This is a genomic window from Chryseobacterium cheonjiense, assembly GCF_012927265.1.
GTDB classification, from domain to species: Bacteria; Bacteroidota; Bacteroidia; order Flavobacteriales; family Weeksellaceae; genus Chryseobacterium; species Chryseobacterium cheonjiense.
The window spans coordinates 1,169,128-1,191,560 of sequence record NZ_JABBGF010000001.1 but is presented as its reverse complement, the minus strand read 5'-3'; the positions used below and the strand labels follow the sequence as shown (position 1 = coordinate 1,191,560).

At 35.5% G+C, this 22,433-nt stretch carries 15 protein-coding genes; 8 read left to right on the top strand and 7 right to left on the bottom strand.

Features of this window, described 5'->3' with window-relative positions; translation table 11 throughout:
- Nucleotides 1-2: 2 nt before the first annotated feature.
- From HHL20_RS05515 to HHL20_RS05490, 6 genes are all read right to left on the bottom strand, one after another.
- Nucleotides 3-323, bottom strand: coding sequence for a DUF4134 domain-containing protein (locus HHL20_RS05515; RefSeq protein ID WP_169230169.1), 321 nt, complete (start codon nt 321-323; stop codon nt 3-5).
- Nucleotides 324-438: 115 nt separating this feature from the next.
- The gene (locus HHL20_RS05510; RefSeq protein ID WP_169230168.1) at nt 439-1,023 is read right to left on the bottom strand and encodes a hypothetical protein; all 585 of its coding nucleotides are present in this window, start codon (nt 1,021-1,023) and stop codon (nt 439-441) included.
- Nucleotides 1,024-1,043: 20 nt separating this feature from the next.
- A complete protein-coding gene (locus tag HHL20_RS05505; RefSeq protein WP_169230167.1) occupies nt 1,044-1,694 on the bottom strand; it encodes a ParA family protein in 651 nt (216 codons plus the stop codon).
- 13 nt (nt 1,695-1,707) lie between these two features.
- Nucleotides 1,708-3,147: a relaxase/mobilization nuclease domain-containing protein gene (locus tag HHL20_RS05500; RefSeq protein WP_317165983.1), complete on the bottom strand. Its 1,440-nt coding sequence runs from the start codon at nt 3,145-3,147 to the stop codon at nt 1,708-1,710.
- Between the two features lie 11 nt (nt 3,148-3,158).
- Complete coding sequence (locus HHL20_RS05495) at nt 3,159-3,524, bottom strand: plasmid mobilization relaxosome protein MobC (RefSeq protein WP_169230165.1); 366 nt, start codon at nt 3,522-3,524, stop codon at nt 3,159-3,161.
- Nucleotides 3,525-3,532: 8 nt separating this feature from the next.
- Nucleotides 3,533-3,952, bottom strand: a complete 420-nt coding sequence (locus tag HHL20_RS05490; RefSeq protein WP_169230164.1) for a hypothetical protein — start codon at nt 3,950-3,952, stop codon at nt 3,533-3,535.
- Nucleotides 3,953-4,652: 700 nt separating this feature from the next.
- Between HHL20_RS05490 and HHL20_RS05485 the strand changes: the two genes are divergently transcribed.
- From HHL20_RS05485 to HHL20_RS05475, 3 genes are read left to right on the top strand one after another with little or no spacing between them, the layout of a single operon-like run.
- On the top strand, nt 4,653-6,230 hold the full coding sequence (locus HHL20_RS05485; RefSeq protein WP_169230163.1) for a T9SS type A sorting domain-containing protein: 1,578 nt from the start codon (nt 4,653-4,655) through the stop codon (nt 6,228-6,230).
- Nucleotides 6,208-9,129: a hypothetical protein gene (locus tag HHL20_RS05480; RefSeq protein ID WP_169230162.1), complete on the top strand. Its 2,922-nt coding sequence runs from the start codon at nt 6,208-6,210 to the stop codon at nt 9,127-9,129. The genes HHL20_RS05485 and HHL20_RS05480 overlap by 23 nt, the downstream gene beginning before the upstream one ends.
- Before the next feature lie 2 nt (nt 9,130-9,131).
- Entirely contained in the window at nt 9,132-12,803 is a 3,672-nt protein-coding gene (locus HHL20_RS05475) for a DUF6443 domain-containing protein (protein WP_169230161.1), read from the top strand.
- Nucleotides 12,804-13,559: 756 nt separating this feature from the next.
- Here the strand turns inward: HHL20_RS05475 and HHL20_RS05470 are convergent.
- Nucleotides 13,560-14,327, bottom strand: coding sequence for an XRE family transcriptional regulator (locus HHL20_RS05470; protein WP_169230160.1), 768 nt, complete (start codon nt 14,325-14,327; stop codon nt 13,560-13,562).
- A gap of 61 nt (nt 14,328-14,388) precedes the next feature.
- Here HHL20_RS05470 and dinB point away from each other — a divergent pair, with 61 nt between their 5' ends.
- From dinB to HHL20_RS05445, 5 genes are all read left to right on the top strand, one after another.
- Entirely contained in the window at nt 14,389-15,534 is a 1,146-nt protein-coding gene (dinB, locus tag HHL20_RS05465) for a DNA polymerase IV (RefSeq protein ID WP_169230159.1), read from the top strand.
- 6 nt (nt 15,535-15,540) lie between these two features.
- A complete protein-coding gene (locus HHL20_RS05460; RefSeq protein WP_169230158.1) occupies nt 15,541-18,594 on the top strand; it encodes a DNA polymerase III subunit alpha in 3,054 nt (1,017 codons plus the stop codon).
- Between the two features lie 342 nt (nt 18,595-18,936).
- On the top strand, nt 18,937-19,215 hold the full coding sequence (locus HHL20_RS05455; protein WP_169230157.1) for a hypothetical protein: 279 nt from the start codon (nt 18,937-18,939) through the stop codon (nt 19,213-19,215).
- Nucleotides 19,216-19,223: 8 nt separating this feature from the next.
- Nucleotides 19,224-20,240: a hypothetical protein gene (locus tag HHL20_RS05450; RefSeq protein ID WP_169230156.1), complete on the top strand. Its 1,017-nt coding sequence runs from the start codon at nt 19,224-19,226 to the stop codon at nt 20,238-20,240.
- A gap of 192 nt (nt 20,241-20,432) precedes the next feature.
- On the top strand, nt 20,433-22,154 hold the full coding sequence (locus HHL20_RS05445; protein WP_169230155.1) for a hypothetical protein: 1,722 nt from the start codon (nt 20,433-20,435) through the stop codon (nt 22,152-22,154).
- The last annotated feature ends 279 nt before the right edge of the window (nt 22,155-22,433 follow it).

Sequence of the window (22,433 nt, the reverse complement as noted above, 5' to 3'; positions counted from 1 at the left end):
GCTTAGGCAAAAAAGGAGGTTACAAATTCAGGGACAACAATAAGGAAGATCATCGCACCGCCATAACCCAGGATCTCTTTATTAACATCCTGGTCGCCGTTGGTCCACTTGTTATAGACCCGCAGACCACCGATAAAACCAACCAATCCGCCAACGGCTTTTAAGATCAGCTTGATCGGATCCCAATAATCTTTGATATCATCGGCGGCATTGGAGATAGCTGTGGCGCCGCCTTGTGCCAGCATTGGAGTGACAGCCATAAGAAGCATTGCGACGGTGAACAATTTTTTCGGCGTTGAGTAATGTTTGCATTTGTGTTTCATAATAGATAAGATTTTATAGTTGAATTGTATTTTTTAATCAAGAAAAGTCATAGAGGGTGTGCTATCCGGCTCAATGGAGCGGATCATGAAAAGGGTTTGAAGTTTGTTTAAATCACTATAGCAAAGAGTGATAGACCTTAAAGCCGTCACTGTCAGCAAGAACCTGGACGTGTGTTTCGGCAAGGCTGAGGAATTGGTGAAATTGCTGTTTCAGTTTCAAAGAGGAACTTTCATTTTCCTGCGTTGTATTAATGTGATCTTCAACGTCAGATTTTGGATCTGAAAAGGTTCCTTTTTCATCATTCTGAATACTCTCCTGCGCTGCCCAATCATCTTCCGGGACTTCTATCTGCTCCTTTGATTGTTCGTCAATCTGTGGATCGGTTGCAAAAGCATCGATGTCCTGTTCGGATTCAAATTTCCTTCGCCAGTCTTCCAGATCGTAGGGTTCACCCGACTCTTCATGTACTGAAGAAAATGGTTCCTTGGTGCTGAAAGAACTTGGGGTTTTAAGATGTTCAACATCATCGATGGTGACTTCTTGTATTGGAGTGTTGTTTCCGATTAATGTTGTCAGGGCATATTCTTCACTCTCTTCTTTCTGTTGGGAAGAATCCTTTTTCAGGAAAAGGTCATAAACAATATTGCCTGCGTAATAGAGCAGATAAACAGCCAGGATAGTAAGAAATATTTTGATCATTATAGGTGTTTTTAGAATCGTTATATATTAATTTCAAGCGCGTAGTTGATGTAATCGACCAGTTCTGCAAATGCATTTTTGACCGCATATTTCTGTTCATAGGATAGCTTTCGAGTATCAATAGTCTGAAGGCAGTTTCTTTTGAATACTGGGCTTTTCAGGATCACGCCATACTTGCTGATTTCCGCATCCATACCTTCCTGGTTCTGATACTTATAACCTTTGTCATATTTGGAACGGATGAATATTCGCTCTGCCTGGCTTTCCAATAGTCCCAGGAAGTTGATAAAGACCAGGGTTGATTTTGCGGAGACATTGGAATATTCAAAAGGGATCAGGATAAAATCACTGTAGATCAGCAGATCACTGTACCGGGCATCCAGCGTTCCCGCAAGATCAAAAATGTTGATGTCCTCACTTTCCTTCATTTCGATCAGGTGTTCAAAATCTGAGAAGGGCTGCTTGTTTTCATCATCGATAATCTCCACATCATACAGTTTCGGCAATTCCGACTGTTCATCTTCCTTCCATTTGTAGTAGAAAGATTTCTGAAAATCAAAATCGAACACATTAACCTTTCTTTCGGATATTCCTGAAATGTAATTGGCAAAAGCAATGGCTAATGTGGTTTTGCCTGTTCCTCCTTTTTGAGTTCCGAATGTGATAATCATTTTGTTGTTCGTTTTATCTTTTTTTTCTTCGCTTTTTCAATTCGTTCTCGGCCGGGTCTTTTGTGCTTCCTGAACTTTTTGTCCATTCAAAAATCATCTCGTTAACGACCTGGTTCAGCACGTTTCCGGAATTGTTTTCAGTCTGTTTATTAATCATCAATTGAGGATTCAGAAACTGTTGATATTGTTTTTCGCCGACCAGGGTTCGCAGCTCACTGATGAAGTGAAGTCGTGTATGGATAGCGTAATATTTCTCATCCTCTGCTTTTATCAAAATAACATCCTCTTTACTTTGGTTTTTGAGATATTCTTTGACATCACTTCTGACCGTATCGAATGTCGTTTTGCTTTTCAGTTTTTTATTTTCAAACAGCATAAAGTCCTTCAGTTCTTTCTCCGGATATTTTGCTTTTAAAAATTTCAGTAAGACCGTTTTGGTTTCCGAATTGGGGATATTATAATCTTTCAACTTTTCAAAGAGCCTTTTATCCATTATGACAGATGTTAATCTAAACAAGTCACCCATTTTCATAATATCACTTCCTTTCCAAATAATCCCTGCCTTATGATCGATCAGTGTGTAACCGAAAGGCATTTGATCATCCTTGTGATGAAACACGATGTCAATTCCGAAAGAATCTCTTAGCTTTTTCTGCAGCTCGCTTTCAAATTCAATTACCGGTTTCCAATGATCTTTTTGCTTGTCGTCGGGCAGCATTGCCTCTTGTTTTCTGTAGTCATCCACTCTAAATACTTTGTTAGAATAGAGCTGCCTGTATTTTGAAAAAATGGCTCTGATCTGCCTGATCCGTTTCTCGCTGTACTGATTGCTAAAAACAATCTGATTTGCTGAGATGCTTCGCTGGACAATGCCGTTTTTTGAAATGGTCATGGATTTTCCGTCATTTGTGTTTTCGGTAAGTTGGTAACCATTTCTGTTGAGCAAAGTTTTCAGCTGCTGAAAAGAGCCAATTTTATAATTTAAGAGTTGATTTAATCTTTCTTCCTCATTGATGCCGTACCGCTTTTCCAGGACTTCGGCTAATGCTTTTTGCGCCTTCAGCTTTTCGTAGCTGTCATCAATTTTTTTTCCGGTCCGTTTGTTTACTCTTGTTGAAACAAGATGAATGTGATTGTTCTCCGTATCATCGTGAAAAATGGCGATGTAAGGCTGTTGCCCGTACCCGAATTTTTCCATAAAATCTTCACTGATCTTTGTAAGCTCTTCCTTGCTATGCTCTTGAAATTTAGTCGAGATCACCGCGTGGAATTGTGGCTTTTTCACCTTGTTGCTTTTTGAGATCACTTTCAGGTAATCCCTGACCTGTTGCTTGCCTCTGTCTTTATTAATAAATGATGGAAAATTCTTCATCAGCATCAGTTCTCCTTTACCTTTATCAATCTTTTTATCATTGTAGTCTACTCCGGGAAAATTAGTTCCCGCCGGTTTCATCACTTTGACGATCATTTGGAAAGCAGTGCGTAGATATTTTCAAATATTCTGTTCTGCCTGGCTTTCAGTATTTCTATTTCCTTGAGTTGCCTGGAAAATACCTCCAGTTGACTTTCCGAAATATACTTTTGACCGTTTACCATCTTAGCGACCTGATTGATATTGGTCTCAATCTTCGAAAAAATGTTGTCCTGCTTTTCAATGAATCTAATGACCTTTCTTCTTTCATCATCCATGATTCTGTTCTCCACGGAATCAACGATCAGACGGGTTAGAGAGATATTCCTTTCCCTGCATATTTTTTTCCAGTTCTCCTTTCTCGCTTTTTTGATTCTGAAAAAGATTACTTCAGAACTTTTACTCTCTTCTGTGTTCAAGGCTGCCTTTAGATAGATTGTGAACTCCAGCTCGGAACTCCTGTGACACTTTTCAAGACAAAGGTTTTAACCGCAGGCGGTGTGAGAATAATCCCGGTAGCGAAATCAAATGATCGGTATCCTTTTGCAGGTTGCCATAGATTCTCGTCAAAATAATAAATTCCGGGTTCCGTAATGTTGATGACCTGACCGGCCAATATGTACGGAACCGCCACGAAAAACAATGCCCCCTTTTTCGAAACAGAGTAAATCTTTTTCGATAAGTGATCACCGGTTATACGGGGCGGAATTATCCCGTCATAATGATTGGGAACGACTGGTTTGCCTACTACATCCAGCATGATTTTGGGGGTTGCCGTATTGATGCCGATCTGTCCCGAAACCTGTATTGTCAAAAGACTGAAGAAAAAGTAAAAAAGTGTTTTCATCTTTTTTGATTAATATTTCTGTTGCAAAGTTGGAACATCAAATCGATGAAAACAATAGTAGTAAAGGGACTTGGGCTATAAAAGAATTATTTGGATTTCTTTGTAATCTTTGGAGACTAAAAAAGAATAATTTAGAATATTATATCTGATTTTATAAAAAAGACGAGTTCCGAAGTCTTTTCACCCTTTGCAAAAAGGCAAGATCGTCTTTGTATATACAACTTGAAAAGGTGTATATACAAAGACACATCTTGCTCCATTATACCGTTGATTTTTTTCAGAGATCTGAAATGACAATGTATTAGGTTCATTACTAATAAAGTGTACTTAATGCTTTTGAAATAAAAAAAGTAAAACACAATATCTAAGATGCTGCCCAATTTTTGAGCCACTTTGACAATACCCTGCTCAAAATATTGCAGAGTGGCTAAGAAAAGTTGCTTATTTTTAAGACCAATCCGCACATTCTTGTAACATTTTTAAGCAGGCTTTAAGTTAATTACACGAATGTTAATCAATTTATGTAATAAACGACACGTTCTGTCGTATGTAGTTTTTAGTTTTGTAGAGTAAGTTACATATAATGTTATGATATAATTCACATAAAATTTATATAATATATCTTTCAATAGAGAAATAAAAATAATATTTTTGCAGCGATTTAAAATTAATAATCAACAACTCGAAATAAACATTAAGAATGAATAAAATCTACTCAGGTGCATTACTCTTATGCTCCGTTCTGAGCATTTCCGCCCAGGAAGTAGTCTGGCAGAAAGACATCAAATCCTCCACCCAGGATTTTCTTTCCCAGGTTACCACGACCATTGACCAACAATATTTGATAACCGGCAGCTCTATCCAGACAGGAAATGGAATGTCCAAAGCCGGAGGCAAAAGCAATATGTCAGTAGCCAACAGCCAGCAACCGAATAATGGCTATGATTTCCATTTAATTAAATTAAACCAACAAGGTGATCAGGTTTGGGAAAAATACTTCTCGGGACAAAACCACGATTTTCTGTCTTCTACAGTAAATACGCAGGATGGCGGATTCCTTCTTTCAGGAACTTCATTTAGCGGAAAAGGATTAGACAAGAAAGAAGATTCCAAGGGCGGCTCGGATATCTGGCTGATAAGAATTAACGAATTCGGGGATGAACTGTGGCAGAAAACCATTGGAGGAGCTTCGGATGAAGAGGCCAGAGCGGTGATCCAGACGACCGATATGGGATTCTTTGTGGCGGGGAATATTCAGAATTCTGCAAAAGGTTACGGATCTAAAGATATTTTGATTGTAAAACTGGACAAAAGCGGAAAGGAATTATCGCAATTGATTTTAGGCGGAAAAGGTTTGGATGAAGTAGAGAAGATGATTCCTACGAAAGATGGCGGTGCATTGCTTGGGGTGTATTCCAGAAGCAGTGCCGGAGGATCTAAGAAGACAGAAAACTTCGGTGAGGGCGATTACTGGATTATCAAGCTGAATAAGGAAGGCAAAGTAGAATGGGAAAAGAATTTCGGAGGGAAAGGTGATGACCATTTAAGAACATTGGCTTTGACCTCAACAGGTTATTTAATCGGAGGTGAATCAAGATCGGAAAGATCGGGAAATAAAACCGTGAGCATTGAAGAAGGAACGGACCTGTGGCTGATTTCACTCAACGAAAGAGGGGAAGAAATCTGGCAGAAATCCTACAATTTCAAAAACCGGGATGTGCTGATGGGAATGAGCGTGCTGCATGCTTCAGATGATAAATCGTCAAAAGGCATTTTACTGGGCGGATATACTCAGGCTGAAGGAAGGATAGAAAGTGACGATGAAACATTTTGGATGCTGTATTTGGATCAGAATGGTAATGAACAGTGGAGAAAGCATGTAAAGGGCGAATCCAGGAAAAGAGAAGAAAGGCTTTCTGATATTAAACTCAATAGAGACGGATCTATAATTCTAGCGGGAACCAGCGCAGAAGAGCTTGGAAAGGAAAACTGGAAAATTGTGAAGCTGGGTGATAAACAGATTGACCAGCTGATTGAAAAGCAGGATATTAAAATTTACCCGAATCCGGTGAGTGACTATGCGTATGTGGAAATCGGGTTCGACTTTAAGGAAGCGGATATTGTACTATATGATATGGGCGGAAGACAATTGCAGAGCTTAAAAACCAAAAATAAGGTAACTAAGATCAATACGCAGAATCTTATTCAAGGAGCATATCTTATTGTTGTAAAAACGGATACCGAAAAAACCGCTAATGGTAAAATTATTAAAAAATAAAATGATGAAAAAACTACAGGAAATTACTTTTCTACTTATGTCGATTGGAATTTTTGCACAAAGTCAGCAAGTAAACTTTGGAGATCTTCCAAGACCAATTCCATCCACTTCCTATAATGTCACATACCAGGAAATGCCGATGTCTACCGCTACAGGTGTTCCCAATATATCAATTCCTCTAGGTGGAATTTCATCACAAGGTGAGAAGATTCGTGAGGATTTGACATTATCTTACAATCCCTACAATGTTAACAATGAGGATTTTGTAAGTGACGTAGGCTTTGGATGGTCACTGTTTTCTGGAGGGGCAATTTCCAGGCAAATAGTTGGTGGTTTAGATGAGTTATTTGATAATGCTTCTGCTTCAAATTATAATCTAAATGATTTTGATGACCTTTACTACTATAATTTACCAAATGGCGTTTCAGGGAAATTTAAAATTTACCGTGATATTTCAAATAATACTTTTTCTATAGTCAACTATGATAGAAACAGTGTTAAAATGGAATTTACCAGAACAAGTAATACTGCAACCCTGATTGTTAATTCTTTTACTCTAACAGATGATAAGGGATATAAGTATATTTTTAATGATTATAGTCAATCTCTTTATACAACTGGAAATAAACTTTATAGGTCTGCATTTTATCTTAACAGTATTCAAGATGCTTCCGGACAAGAAATTCTTAGTTATGAATATCGCAAAAACTATCACTACTTAGATACTACAAATTTATTATACCAGAATTGCAAACTGAAAACAATCAATAGCATTGGTTCAGGAAAAATAGATATTGAATATAATTATGATCACACATTAGTTTACACAATGCATGATCCTTATAGTATATCTAAAATAAAAGGACAAAATTACTATGGTAAAAATTTATTTGAATATACTTTTGAGTATTCTTTCAAATATTACTCTTCTTTCAACAACCAGAAAAGAGTATTAGATAAAATATCAAAAATAAACTATGAAAATCCAAATTCTCCTGAAGTTACAACGCTTGAGTATTACAATGACTCTTTAGATGATAATGTTAGTCTTCCCAATTTTACCGGTATATCTTGCATGGATTTTACGGAGACACAAAAATATCCAGCAAGTAGTGTTATAGGCATTCTTAAAAAAATACATCTTCCAACAGGAGGAATTATTGAATATGGATTCGAACCCAATGAATATTTTTTTGATAAAAATAGTCCGACCTATATACAAAGTTTGCAAGAAAACTATATAGATCCAACAATACAAAGTATTGAGCATATTGGCGATTTTAATTATTCAAACACATACACGGCAGGTCTAGCCCGATGGACTTTACAAGGAGATCCTACTAAACAAAAGAAAATTTATTTTGTTTTCCATGCATTCAGAAATCCAGATAATCCATTCTTACCGGAAAATCCAGGTTATTTGAATAGTGGTTTTAATCTTGATGGCATCAATTCCAGCAGTTTCTCGACTTGTGGAACAGTGCAAGCTGACGAATATAGTTATACAGTAACATTGACCTCACTAGTGAATCCTGGAAGGCATAATTTTCAATTTCCCGGAATGTGGGAATCTGGCTCAGTATCAGTTTATGAACTAAAAAATACACCTCCGCCTTACAAAAATGTCGATTATACTTACGGTGTAAGAATTAAGAATGAAAAACATTATAATTCGCCCGCAAGTACTACTCCTGATAAAATTATTTCTTATTCATACAGTTCATTTGACGATAACAATAGTTCTAGCGGATACAAATTTGTAAACGAAAATGCATATTCATCTTCTGAATTTGTATTGTATAAGAATGTTAAAATAAGCGAAGGTGAAAACATGGGATATATCAATAATTATTTCAAATTACCAAGTGACTATCCAGATACTTATACTACCATAGACGGTGTACAGCATGCTGTAAAGAATTTTTATAATCTTACACAGAGTGGCCTAATTTCTAAAAAATCATTTTTTAATAATAGTAATAACAAGGTTAAAGAATTTATTTACGATTACGAATTACAAAATTCCAGTGGTATCACAGCAATACCAACAGGTTACGGTTATACTAGAACAGGAGCAATAAAAAAATTAAAAATAGAAGAGGTCGATTTTTTAAACAATCAGCCAACAATATCTAAAATAACAGAGTCGAATTTCGAAAATCGTTTTAGATTCAATAGTATTTCCAGTACAAAACAAACTCTTCCTGATGGTACAGTTTTAGAAAAAAATTTCACTTACCCTAATCCTCTCATTATGATTGGACAAGTCAATGAATTTCAACATCTTATTGACAAAAATATTATTGGAATTCCGGTGCAAATTATTGAAAAGAAAAATGGAACTGTAATATCAAGTAATAATACAAAATTTGCAAATAACAGCCTTTTCCCTACATCAGTAGTTACAACAAATCCTAATGATGGAAGTCTGAAAACATCAATTAGATATGATAAATATGATGACAAAGGAAACTTATTGCAGTTCACAACCAATATCGATGAAAACACTGGCATTGGTGTTCCTACTACATTGATATATGGATATAATCAGACTCTTCCCATTGCCAAAATTGAAGGAGCTACTGTTAGTGATCTGAAGTTTGTACTTATACCACAGGGATCACAAGGAATTGTAACTCGATCTAATCAGGACGTTGATGAAACTTCTGAAAACCTTTTACTGCAAGAGCTCGATGAGTACCGTAATAATTCTCTGCTTAAAGATTTCATGATAACTACTTTTACTTATGATCCTCTGGTTGGAGTTACAACTGTTACCCCTCCAAATGGTGTAAGAGAAATTTATAAATACGACAATAATGGAAAATTGAAAATGACAGTTGATGTCAATGGGAATATTGTGAAAGAATATAAACATAATTTAAAACCACAACTTTAGAAATGATGAGAAAAATATTATTATTTATAAACTTTTTTATAACAGTTATAATTACTGCACAAAATTTAAGCAATAATGAAAATTATACATACTCAAGAATATACTTGGAGCCTGTTACCGTTTCCCAGTCTAATGCGAAGCAAATTCAAAGCGTTAATTACTTTGATGGTTTGGGAAGAACCAAGCAGAGCGTTGCTATAAAAGGATCTCCTAATGGAAAAGACCTTATCATTCACTCAGAATATGATAATAACGGAAGGCAAACGAAAAGTTATCTTCCCCTGCCTTTAGATACTCAAAACGGGGCATATCAAATAAATATTTCTTCAGGTGAGATTAATTCCTATTATGGAGTTCCAAATGCTTATAGTGAAATATTGTTAGAAAAGTCTCCATTGCAGAGAATTGAAAAATCTGCTTCTCCCGGAACAGATTGGCAGATAGATGGAAACCACACTAAAAAAAATGAGTATAGAACAAATGCGGAAAATGCAGTAAAGAGATACCGGGCTAGTACAACCTGGAATCCTGCTACACAATTGAATGACATATCTCTTGACATTGCACCTGATGATAGTTATACCACAAATGGCTTTTATAATATAAACACTTTATTTAGATATATATCAATCGATGAAGATGGGAATCAAATTGAAACCTACACAAATTCTTCAAAACAAAAAATTTTAGTCAGGCAGATTAATAAAAAAACAAATGGAATTACAGAAAATTTAGATACTTATTATGTATATGACACGTATGGCAATCTATCGTTTATAATTCCTCCAAAAGCTGCTGTTACTTCTTTAGTTCCTGCTATTTTAGATAATTTATGCTATCAGTATAAGTACGACAAATATAATAGATTGGTAGAGAAAAAGCTTCCTGGGGCCGGATGGATTTATATTGTATATGATAAACAAGACAGACCTATATTAGTACAAGATGCTAATCTTAGAACTACAAATAATAACTTTCAGAATAAAGGTTGGATATTTACTAAATATGATAAATTTGGTAGAACAGTATATAGCGGTTTTTTCTCAAATACATCTACACGAATACAAATGCAGACAGATGTTAATAACATGTCTGTAAATATTTTAAATAACGAAAGTTATAGCACAACTCCTTTTTCACAAAATGGAATAGATGTATATTATTCAAAGACAGCATTCCCTACCGGTAGCATGACCATCTTGAATGTTAATTATTTTGACACATATCCTGCGAACGCCCCTGTGCAACCGCCTCAAATTAAAAACCAAACAACTTTACCATCATCTCCCACAAATTATACTTCAAATGGTATTTCATCAGTAAGGAGTACAAAAAGCCTTCCTACTGCAAGCTATGTGAAAAATGTAGAAAATGATAGTTGGTCATCTACGTTTATATGGTATGATAATTTAGGACGAGTAATAGGTTCCAATAATAAAAATCATTTAGGCGGATTCACTAACATAGAATCTCTTTTAGATTTTTCAGGTAAAACTATAGAGACAAATACTAATCATTCAAAAAATACCTCGAATATAGAATTTAATGTAAAAGATAGATATGTTTACAATGATCATGGCTTCATTGCTCAACATTATCAAAAAATTAATTCTAATCCAGAGGAGCTGTTAACGGATTATAGCTATAATGATTTAGGGCAAATTATAAATAAAAAGGTTGGTAACAATTTGCAGAATATAAACTATCAATATAATATAAGAGGTTGGTTAACAGGTATAAATTCAGATAAAATAACGAATTTAGGGAATACTCTTTTTGCATATAAGATAAAATATAATTCTGTAGAAGGTGTAGAATCACCAAATAACTATGATTCCAACCTAAAGGTAAAGCCAAAATATAATGGAGGAATTAGTGAAACAGATTGGAAAACAGCGGCGGGCTCAAATGAACCTTTAAGAAGGTATGGTTATGTTTACGATGGTGCTGACCGTGTTAGAGCGGGGCTCTTTCAAATTGATACAAATCCTTATTCTAAGGAATATAGTGAGATAATTGATTATGATCTTAATGGTAATATTTCTTCATTACATCGTACAGGATCTATGGTAAACTCTGTTGCTGAAGTGATGGATGATCTAACATACAGTTACGATGGAAATAAATTATCATACATTAAAGAGTCAGGAAGTGGAAATGCTCTAAGTGGATATCCATTGGGAATTGGACAAGGTCAAACCATAAATTATGATGCTAATGGCAATATGGTTAGTCATTTAGATAAAGGAATTATAAGTATATCGTATAATTTTTTAAATTTACCAGTATCAATTAAAAATACATCCAATTCTGAAGTCAAATTCATTTATACATCAACCGGAGCAAAAGCAAGAAAGATTGATAACAATGAAATTACTGATTACTTAGGAAACTTTCAATATACTGTTTCCAATGGTGTACAAACTTCTTTTGTTCTAATTAATGAGGAGGGTTATTTTGATTTTGTTAATAATAGATATGTTTATCAGTATAAGGATCATTTAGGCAACATAAGGATTTCTTATACAAGAAATCAGAATGGTGTAGCAAATATTCTGGAAGAAAATAATTATTATACTTTTGGTCTAAAACATTCTGGTTATAACACCGGTGATCTCACTAACAATAAGTACAAACATCTTTATAACGGTAAAGAATTACTAAGTAATGGAAATCTTGATTATGGCTGGAGACACTATATGCCAGATTTAGGTCGTTGGGGAAACATGGATCAATTTTCAGAAGCTTATCATTCCACAAGTCCATACGCCTACGTACTAAATAACCCATCGAATATGTTTGATCCAGATGGAAGATTAACTCAGGCTCAAATCGATTACATATGGAATAATTCGGGACAAGGATACACTTCCTGGACATTTAACCCCGATGGAAGTCCTAGAGTGAAATCATTTAGCTATATGGATAGTTCAATGGTACAAAGTATAATTAGCTCTATCTATGCTGCTGCAAGTAATTCTGGAGGCGGTGGCGGTGGAGGCGGCGGCTTCGGTGGCGGCTTCGGTGGCGGTGGCGGTGGCTTCGGAGGCGGCTTTGGCGGTGGCTTCGGAGGCGACTTTGGCGGGGGTACCTCAAGCTTTGGAAGCTATACAGCTATTCGTTTTTGGTCCAGTGACATAACTCAAAATTCCTACAGAATTGGTGATGAAATATATACTGATGCTGATTTTGGTGTTATGAACGAAATTAGAATTTACGCTCAGAACTTTTTAAATAATACTCAGTCTACTATTAATAATGGTCTGAATTGGATTCAGACCAATCCTAGAGAATTTACGGGAATAGCTGGAACTATTGAGGGTTTCTCACGGTTAGCAAGTTGGGGGTTAAAAAATTGGAACGCTTCTTCAAGTATTACAAAAAGTCGTATTTTTGCAGAAACAATCAGCACTAGACTTCCTGCATCCGCAAAAGTACTAGGAGTGAGTTCAAAAGGTCTTAATATTTTAGGAAAGGCTGTCGGAACTGTTGGATTACTAAATACTGCTTATCAGTGGCAACAAGGAAACATATCTGATGCAAGAGCAATTGCAGACGGCATTGCCGGAGTTGTTGGTTTTATGGGGCCTTGGGGAGCAGGAATATCATTAGTATACTTTGGAGGAATGGCAGTTGCTGAAACTTATTTTAATGACGGAAAACCATTATTTTAAAATGATCAAATTTATAAGATTACTTTTTTTTCACATTTTTATTTACTTCAAAAAAAGAGAGGGAAAGTCAATTGCGAAATTTTCTACATTCGCTGTATTCACAGTAATATTTTCTCTATTAATTATAAATGTTTACAATTTTTTTTACCAACAATATGATATTCATTACACGAGTCTTTCAGGAGAATCATACATATTAACTTGTTTAGTTATTGGTATTTTTCTAGCATATTATCTCAATAGAGAAAGTTTTAAAGATATTGATGAGTATTATGATTACAGTAGAAAATATTATATCTATTTTTTTATCTTACTTACATCAACGCTTTTTTTAGTTATTTATACTGGAAAAACAAGCAGAAAAAGGTTGGAATCAGCTGATGTAAAAACAGTTGATAACAAAATTTGATCATTTTCACCTAACTAGAAAGACAATCATATCATTTTAAACTACCGCTTAATTAGCGGTAGTTTTTTATGAAATTAATTGCACTTACAAATAATAAATAATTTTGTCCGAAGTAAGATAAATAGAAAAATTTAAAGTATTTTATCTGATTGATTTAGCTTAACGCCTAATTGTGAATAATTTGATGTCGTATTTTACGAATTTGATTAAAAAAATTACAGATAAGATGACAAATCAATACCTATACTTTCTTATTTTTGCCGATTAAAATGATTATTGAGACATATCATTGTACAGTAATTGGTAATCGCAGATGTCTAAAGCATTATCAAAAACGGAAATATTTTCTATATTATTCTTTCCTTGATATGCCTGATATCAGATTTGATCTCTGCTATGAAATTTTGCATATTTCGTTCTGAAAACTCATCTGGTTCGTATTCTTTTGTATTGATACTACAGGCAAATTCCCAGATCTCTTTAATCTCCGGTAATAGAATTTTATATGGTTCATAAAAACTATTATCAGCCTTAACCCAGATACCATCTGCTTCGTGAAACTGAAATCTTTTGTAACTGATTCCATCATTGGATGTAATGAAAACATACGTTCTGTCTGTTTTCAGATCAGAAAGATCTTCAACATATTTTCCTACGATATAAGTTCCGTCCTTATAAGGAGGCATTGAATCCCCATCAGCCGGAAATGCCCTGAACTTACCGCCTTTCAAGAACGGTAAGGATATAATGTCAAGACTTTCTATGTATTCAGGATCACCATAACCTTTCAAGTAACCCATAGAAGTTTTATGTGGAACGACCTCAATCTGGTCATTGCCATTATGATCGACTCTGATAGGAAGAACAATTCTATTGTCCGGCAGCTTGATGGTATCTTCCAAAGAATATTTTCTCACATCCAGTGTCAGCATCAGATCGATGCTGATGCTAAAATATTTGGAGATATTGAGAAGAACGTCAAACGGTGGTTCGGAGCGACCATCTTCATATTTGGCATAACGGACTCTGCTTATCCCTATATTCTCGGCGATACTTTGCTGGGACAAACTTTTTTTATGCCTTAGAAACCTGATATTATCTGAAAAAATTGACATTGATACAAATTGTATCAGCAAATATAATAAAAATGATACAAAATGAATCTAATTTTGTCAAATGAAACGGGCAATAGCACATATGGATTTGGACACATTCTTTGTCTCCTGTGAGAGACTGAAGAACAGTGAACTTATTGGAAAGCCGCTTATAATCGGTGGTGGTGACAGAGGCGTTGTCGCATCATGCTCTTATGAGACCAGATATTTTGGGGTAAGAAGCGCCATGCCGATCAAGATAGCACTTCGGCTTTGTCCTGAAGCAAAAGTCATTAAAGGTGATATGGAAATGTATTCCAATATGTCACATGTGGTCACCGAGGTTATCCAGGAAAAGGTTCCTGTATTGGAAAAGGCAAGTATTGACGAGTTCTATCTTGATCTTTCCGGTATGGATAAGTTCTTCGGCTGTTATCAATGGACGACCGAAATTGCAGAGGCTGTGAAAAAAAACACAGGACTACCTATCAGCTTTGCATTATCCACCAATAAGACCGTTTCAAAGATCGGAACCGGCGAATCGAAGCCTATTGGTAAACTTGAAATTCCGGAACAGAAAATCAAGCCATTTCTGAATCCGCTTTCCATAAAGAAGATCCCGATGGTTGGAAATGTCACTTTTCAGCTCCTATCCAGGTTGGGCGTCAGAACCATCGAGACCTTGTCGGAAACACCTGTTGAAGTTTTACATCAGCTGATCGGAAAAAACGGAGAGGAACTCTGGAAAAAAGCCAACGGCATCGATGAGTCCCCTGTTCTACCCTATTCGGAAAGGAAATCCATTTCAAAAGAAAATACATTTTCCCAGGATACCATCGATGTCAACGGAATAAAGAGCATATTGTCAGGAATGGTGGAACAGTTATGTTTCCAGCTTCGTCAGGAGAAGTGGCTCACCTCTACTGTGGTGATAAAGATCCGTTACTCCAACTTCGACACGGAGACTAAGCAATACAGGATTCCTTACACGTCGTCCGATCACACATTGCTCAGGTATGCATTAGAATTATTTGATAAAGTGTATTCCAGAAGGATGCGGATCCGACTTATCGGTGTCAAGTTCACCGGCCTGGTACACGGCTGTCATCAGATGAACCTGTTTGAAGATACGGAAGAGCTTATCAGTCTTTATCAGACGTTGGACAAAATTAAAATGAGGTTCGGTTCAGACAGCGTAGGAAGAGCTTCAGGATTTTTAAACCTATAGATTTCAATGTTTATCAATTGTCACTCATATCATAGCCTGCGATACGGCACCATCTCTGTTAAAGAATTGGTTCAGCATTGCGTTGAACTCGAGATCGGCATAGCTGCCCTGACCGACATCAATTGCATTTCCGGCATCTATGATTTTCACAGGTTATGTGAGAAGAACAATATCAAGCCTGTGGTCGGAGTGGATATCAGAAACGATAACAGGCAGCATTACATCTGCCTGGCAAAAGATCGATCAGGCATCGGAGAGATCAACAGGCTTTTGACAAGCCACAATTGCGAAGAGATCGATCTTCCACTTCATCATCCTGACCTGTCAAATGTGTTTGTCATCTATCCACTCAGCAATTATCCTGAGAAACTTGATAAAAACGAATACATCGGGATACGCCCTGAAGAGATCAATCTCCTGATAAGTCCCAATGTGAAAAAGTACATACACAGAATGGTCATTTTACAACCTATTACTTTTAAGATCAAGAGAGAATATACACTACATAAGATTCTGCGTGCCATCGACCGGAATACGCTGGTCACAAAGCTTGATGAAAATGACATATGCAGCCAAAACGAAAAACTGATTCCAACTGATGAGCTGCTAAGAAAATACCAACATTATCCGCAAATTATTGAAAACACCAAACATTTGCTGGAACAATGCCATTTTGATTTCGATTATAAAACTCCAAAAAACAAAAAGAACTTTACAAAAAGTAAAGACAGCGATATAAAGCTTTTGAAGGAACTTGCCTACAAAGGGTTCACCAAGAGATATCCTGATGATGACGGAAAGGCTAAAGCCCGGATGGATAAAGAGCTTACTGTCATTGACCAACTTAATTTCTGTGCTTACTTTTTGATCACCTGGGACATCATCCAGTACAGTAACCGGATGGGCTTTATGCACGTAGGTCGTGGAAGCGGCGCCAATAGTATTGTGGCCTACTGTCTTGGCATAACGGACATCTGCCCGTTAGAGCTGGACCTGTACTTCGAGCGCTTCCTGAACCTGAACCGGAAAACTCCGCCGGACTTTGACATTGACTGGAGCTGGCAGAACCGGGATGCGATCTTACAATACATCTTCGACAAATATGGCAAAGACCATGTCGCATTTTGCGGAACCAATGTTGAGTTCAAATACAGATCTATTTTCCGTGAGGTGGGTAAAGCATTCGGTCTTCCCAAAGAAGAGCTTGATGAACTTGCTACCAAATCCGTAGAGCAGCACGACATCAATTCCGTATCCAGATTGGTCCACAAATACGGGAAATTATTGGAAAAATTTCCTAACCAGAGAAGTATGCACTCCTGTGGAATTTTAATCTCTGAAGAACCCATCACCAATTATACAGCATTGGAAATGCCCCCGAAAGGATTTCCGATCGTCCAGTTCGACATGCACGTGGCCGAGGAAATCGGTCTTGAAAAATTTGACATCCTTTCCCAGCGAGGTCTGGGAACCATAAAAGATACCGTAAGCTTAATTGAAGAAAAACGAGGCATTAAGGTCGACATACGGGACGTCAGTTTGTCAAAGGACGAAGAAAGGTGCAATGAATTTCTGAGCAGGGGAAAAACGATCGGTTGCTTCTACATCGAAAGTCCTGCCATGCGCGGGCTGCTCAGAAGACTGAAGTGTAACAATTATAAAGTATTGGTAGCTGCCTCTTCGATCATCCGTCCGGGTGTGGCACAAAGCGGAATGATGAAAGAATACATCTTCCGCCATAATAATCCGGATCAGTTTGAATATTTCCATCCTGTATTTGAAAAAGAACTGGGAGAGACTTATGGCATTATGGTATACCAGGAAGATGTAATAAAGATCGCCCTTCATTTCGGAGGGTTATCCCCTGCTGACGGTGATGTCTTACGGCGGGCAATGAGCGGCAAAGGGCGTTCCCTAACTGCCCTTCAGAAAGTCAAGGATCATTTTTTTGAATCCTGTAAATCCCTTGGCCATCCGGAGCAGCTCTCCAAAGAGGTCTATCGGCAGATAGAATCCTTTGCGGGCTATTCATTCTGCAAAGCCCACTCTGCATCCTATGCCGTAGAAAGCTACCAAAGTCTCTACCTGAAGGTCTACTATCCTATTGAGTTTATGGTTTCAGCGATCAATAATGGCGGCGGCTTCTACAGAACAGAAGTATATGTCCACGAAGCCAGAATGTCCGGTGCAGCCATATTAAATCCCTGTGTCAATCTAAGTGAATACCAGACTACGGTTTACGGAACTGACATCTATTTAGGGCTGATGCATATTGAAAAGCTTGAAAGCAAAATTGCAGTTTTAATTCCTGAAGAAAGAAAAAACAATGGTGATTATACGTCCCTGGAAAACTTTGTCAAAAGAATTCCTATTGGCATTGAGACCTTACAGACATTGATATTCATAGGAGCATTCCGGTTTACCGGGAAGCAAAAGCACGAGTTGCTAATCGAGGCCAGATTTCTTCTGACAGGAAACAGGCGGTTATTTAAATATGTGACGTTATTTGAAGAATCGCAAAAAGAATATACTCTTCCGACAGTAGAAAGACATCCTTTGGAAGATGTATTTGATGAAATCGAGATTCTTGGATTTCCGGTTTCAGTAAGTCCGTTCGATTTACTGCAAACCCAATACAGAGGCAGCGTGATGGCCAAAGACCTGACGAAATACCACAAAAGACAGGTCAAGATGCTGGCTTATCTGATTTCCAGAAAGCATGTTCCTACCAAAAGAGGTACTATGTTTTTCGGAACCTGGATCGATGCGGAAGGTGAATATTTTGATACAGCACACTTCCCGGATAATCTTTCACAATATCCTTTTAAGGGTGGCGGATGCTACCTTTTATTAGGTATCGTGGAAGTTGATTTTCATTTTCCCACCATTACCATTTTGAAAATGGCAAAAATGCCATTCATTCCTGACCCTCGATACACCTTAGATAAAGACAAAGCTTACGATGCATATAATAATATCCGTGAAGATGTGAGTATGACTTCAAGAAAGCCTTATCCTCAGGAACACGAGATTGGATTGCCAAGAAATAAAATTAGGTAATTTATTTTCATATCAAACTTTTAAAAGTATTCCATACTTATAAATAACTAAAATTCAATTTATTATATTTTTTTTGTAAATTACACTAAACTAAATTAACATGAAAAACAAACTACAATCCTCTATATACTCATCTCTTTATAATTCACTTTTATATAAATATTTAAATTAAGCGAATTAATCATAAAATTCGGTAATATTCATATCATTTGTCATTGTCATTTGTATTAAAAAATTACCCTAAATAATTATTGATTAATATTCTTAATCACTTTTAAATTTGATATCTCATTAAACTTTATCAATTAAGAATCAAATATCATAACAATTAAATCATTAAAAATGAAAGAGAAATATCTTATGTTGAACACGATTGAGGCTTCATCACTGCAACTAGCATTTATAAGAAGTATTCTGACTGATTATATCTATGTGGAAATAGATGATACTTTTATAATAAGCTGTAAAAAATCTCTCAAAGATAAATTGGCACCACAGCTTGATATTGAAAATATTAAATACATACTAGTTTATGTAAACGAAAAGTCTGGCGGTGATGTTTATTGTAGCGGAGTAAATGCAAAAGACGAGAAGAAGATAAAAAATATCATTCTATTATAAACTGAGTTATGAAAACATATTTATTACCCTTTGTTCTTTGTTTTTATGGAGTATTTGATGCACAATTTAACAACATTTATCCAATAGGTGATCAAATTAATATTGGCTATAAAAGCAGTATGGTTCCTAATAGGGAGAAAATTTTATTTGAAGCAAATCCTATAGTACGACTACCGATATATAATAATATTAAGTCTAAATTGGAATCGGGAAAACCAAAGGCTTCAACGCTGTATTTGAACTTCAATCCTACGATAAGAATGTATGATGATAATTCTAAGCCTGTTAAAACACCATCTTATAAAATAAGCTTAGGGTTTCAAAATATTATTAGATTAAAGCCTTTTAAGAATATTGAGAATCATTTTCTAACTTATAGTATAGAGTCAGGTCATTATTCCAATGGGCAGTCTAAATGCATATTTGACAAAAATCTTGATGATGGAGGTGCTGACTGTAACAAAGCTTACTCATTCATCACAAATGATTCAAAACTTTCTGATATAATTAACAGAGAAAGCGGTAATTTTTCAACCAACTTTTCTGAGGTAGCTCTAAATTATAGGGTTGTTAGCCTAGGTGAAGACTATAGACCTTCAGAAAGTATTTCGCTTTTAATAAAGTATAATCGATTTCATAATGACTTGTTGTGGATTATTCCCGATATCGGTGGCTATACGCCGGAAGACATTAAAATTTATGGGAAGAATCGATATAATTTTGGTTTTACATATATTAAAAGGTTTTCTGATCAAAACTTTCTCAAAGAAAAATTGAAATTAAATCATTGGACTACTAGTGTCAATTACGAGCTAATAAGCAAACCTCACAAATCGGTTAATCCTTCAAGATTAGAGTTGAACGCAACAGCATACTTTGAAAATAATCTAGGTATTTTTATCAATGGCATTTTTGGTCACGATGATTATAATTATCGATTTGTAGATAGCGGATCTCAAATATTTTTAGGATTAACGTATGATATTTTTCCGCCAGTTGAAATGAATCTAAGATTAAAAAAATAATTATTAATAACGCTATTTATTCTAATCCTCTTAGCTAGGCAATTATTGTTATCTTCTCTAAAAGATAGTTACTAATATCAATTTTATCTAGGTATTTATGGCTTTCTTGTTTCACAGTAGATTGCGAAATTATCCAAACTGGTAGTAATACCACCATAAAAAAAAACTAATCTAACCCAAAAACTATAAATTATGAAAACTTTTTTTTCACTTGTACTTATCTGTTGTACAATAGTTCTATCTGCACAAGTATCTCATATTTTTTCTATCGATAAAGATACTTACTCTATTACTTTTTCGAAAAATGAGAACAATTACGATTTTACCTTATTCAATGTTAGTGATACAAAAAATAAGACAAGTTTTACCTTACCTAAACTAGACATCATAACATTTAAAAATGTTATGTTTGAAAATCTAAAAACTTTAAAATCTTCTATGTCATTACCACAAGAAGATGAAAATGTAGACCGGGCAATTAATGAAGTATTCTATACAGCAGTGGCCAATATAGATGCTATAGATGATCTGAACTACGCTCCAATAGCTGGGACTATAACTATAAACAAACAGGTAAATATTTATCGAGACGTTGCACTGCCGAAAGTTTTAGGAATTATACCCAAAAGCAATTCAGATAAAATTCCAGGCTTATTATTTAAGATAGAAAAAGTGCAAATAGTTTTTCAAAATGGCTTCATACAGGATGTAATTGTAGATGGGGAAATAGTCGCAGACAAGAAAATTGATGAATCAAAGATCTCTGTTGATATAAAAGAGTTTGTAGAAGCTAAGCTTAGATTTACAAATTATTATGGTATAGGTTTTTCTAGTAAAATGAATATCCGAAAATTAGGTAATACCTATCTCTATACAAATCAAAAAGAAAATATTGATAAGAAATTTACCAAACCAACAAAGCCGCAATACAGCCTTTTCGATCTTGATGAAATGAGTATAAGTTTAGGAGAGGTTTTACAATTTTATGACTATCAAAACGGAGTATACACAACAGATTATAGTCCAGCAAATCAAAAAATATCATTGAAAGGAGGCGAGTCTTCAACTTTGTACAAAGATAAAACCTATAAAATTTTGGAGGCGAGGATTTTCAGTGATTTTTTAGGTTTCAATTCCGATAAACCTAATGGTTTAATACAGATAGAAGTCGACAAACAATTTAACTTTAATACCACAAGATATCAATTTTTGTGGTACAAATTAAGAATGGGAATTGGCTATCTAGAATATTTAAAATTAAATGGCGGCTTAACGAAAATAGAAGATAACAAAAGATTACTTATTCCAGATATGGAAGATGAGCAAGCTACATCTTACAATGGTAGTAATATTCTTATAAATAAGAGATTCTCTACACCTATTGACATTTTGAATCATCAAACTTGGAACATTGGCACTAACGCTAACATCTTTTTAATTGATATGCCGACTTTAAAATCCCAGTTACACGCAAATGTCGGTTTTCGATTTGCTCAGACAAAAGTTCAGGACAGCATCAGAACAATAAATAGTGATCTTAGTACAACTTCAAAAGCTAAAGAATACAATTTCTCCTATTGGCAGTTTTATCCAGAATTCGTATTACATATTTTACCCGAAACTAGATACGGCTTCTATGCAAGTTGGAGACAAAAATATTTTTATTCTTTATCTGAAAATATAGAATTTGCGGGTGCACGCGATATATTAACCGGTAATAGAAGGGAAAATATTTCCAAATGGATCAACGAGTTTGAATTGCTAGGCTATTTATATCTTAATGAAGAAAAACAAAATGGTAAATTATTTATCCGGTGGAGACTGGATTCTGAACGTGGTTACTCTAAAAATAATTTCACACAGTTTCAGGTCGGTTATGCATTTTACATTTTGGGAAGAGGAAAACAAAAATGAAATATACCAAAATGCGTAACGTTATTTAATTACATATAAATTTGAATATTTTATTTTTTATATTGGGTTTCTAACATTATAAATTTATAAAAAAAGAGGCTGCCCAAACTTTGCGGACAGCCTCCTTTAATAATTAACTGTCTTTCATCATTTTGAATCTCCGGCTTATGTTTATAAAGTGTTAATCTGGATTTTTCGGTTGATTTGGAGGTCAGTGTTCCATATTTTTAGGTTTGTTTCCACAGAATAAGATTATGTATTAATTGAATTAAAGTAGCT

Bases quoted from the DNA above. Each gene is read 5' to 3' on its own strand.
- HHL20_RS05515 (WP_169230169.1), bottom strand. From the start codon at position 323: ATGAAACACAAATGCAAACATTACTCAACGCCGAAAAAATTGTTCACC.
- HHL20_RS05510 (WP_169230168.1), bottom strand. From the start codon at position 1,023: ATGATCAAAATATTTCTTACTATCCTGGCTGTTTATCTGCTCTATTAC.
- HHL20_RS05505 (WP_169230167.1), bottom strand. From the start codon at position 1,694: ATGATTATCACATTCGGAACTCAAAAAGGAGGAACAGGCAAAACCACA.
- HHL20_RS05500 (WP_317165983.1), bottom strand. From the start codon at position 3,147: ATGAAACCGGCGGGAACTAATTTTCCCGGAGTAGACTACAATGATAAA.
- HHL20_RS05490 (WP_169230164.1), bottom strand. From the start codon at position 3,952: ATGAAAACACTTTTTTACTTTTTCTTCAGTCTTTTGACAATACAGGTT.
- HHL20_RS05485 (WP_169230163.1), top strand. From the start codon at position 4,653: ATGAATAAAATCTACTCAGGTGCATTACTCTTATGCTCCGTTCTGAGC.
- HHL20_RS05480 (WP_169230162.1), top strand. From the start codon at position 6,208: ATGGTAAAATTATTAAAAAATAAAATGATGAAAAAACTACAGGAAATT.
- HHL20_RS05475 (WP_169230161.1), top strand. From the start codon at position 9,132: ATGATGAGAAAAATATTATTATTTATAAACTTTTTTATAACAGTTATA.
- HHL20_RS05470 (WP_169230160.1), bottom strand. From the start codon at position 14,327: ATGTCAATTTTTTCAGATAATATCAGGTTTCTAAGGCATAAAAAAAGT.
- dinB (WP_169230159.1), top strand. From the start codon at position 14,389: ATGAAACGGGCAATAGCACATATGGATTTGGACACATTCTTTGTCTCC.
- HHL20_RS05460 (WP_169230158.1), top strand. From the start codon at position 15,541: ATGTTTATCAATTGTCACTCATATCATAGCCTGCGATACGGCACCATC.
- HHL20_RS05455 (WP_169230157.1), top strand. From the start codon at position 18,937: ATGAAAGAGAAATATCTTATGTTGAACACGATTGAGGCTTCATCACTG.
- HHL20_RS05450 (WP_169230156.1), top strand. From the start codon at position 19,224: ATGAAAACATATTTATTACCCTTTGTTCTTTGTTTTTATGGAGTATTT.
- HHL20_RS05445 (WP_169230155.1), top strand. From the start codon at position 20,433: ATGAAAACTTTTTTTTCACTTGTACTTATCTGTTGTACAATAGTTCTA.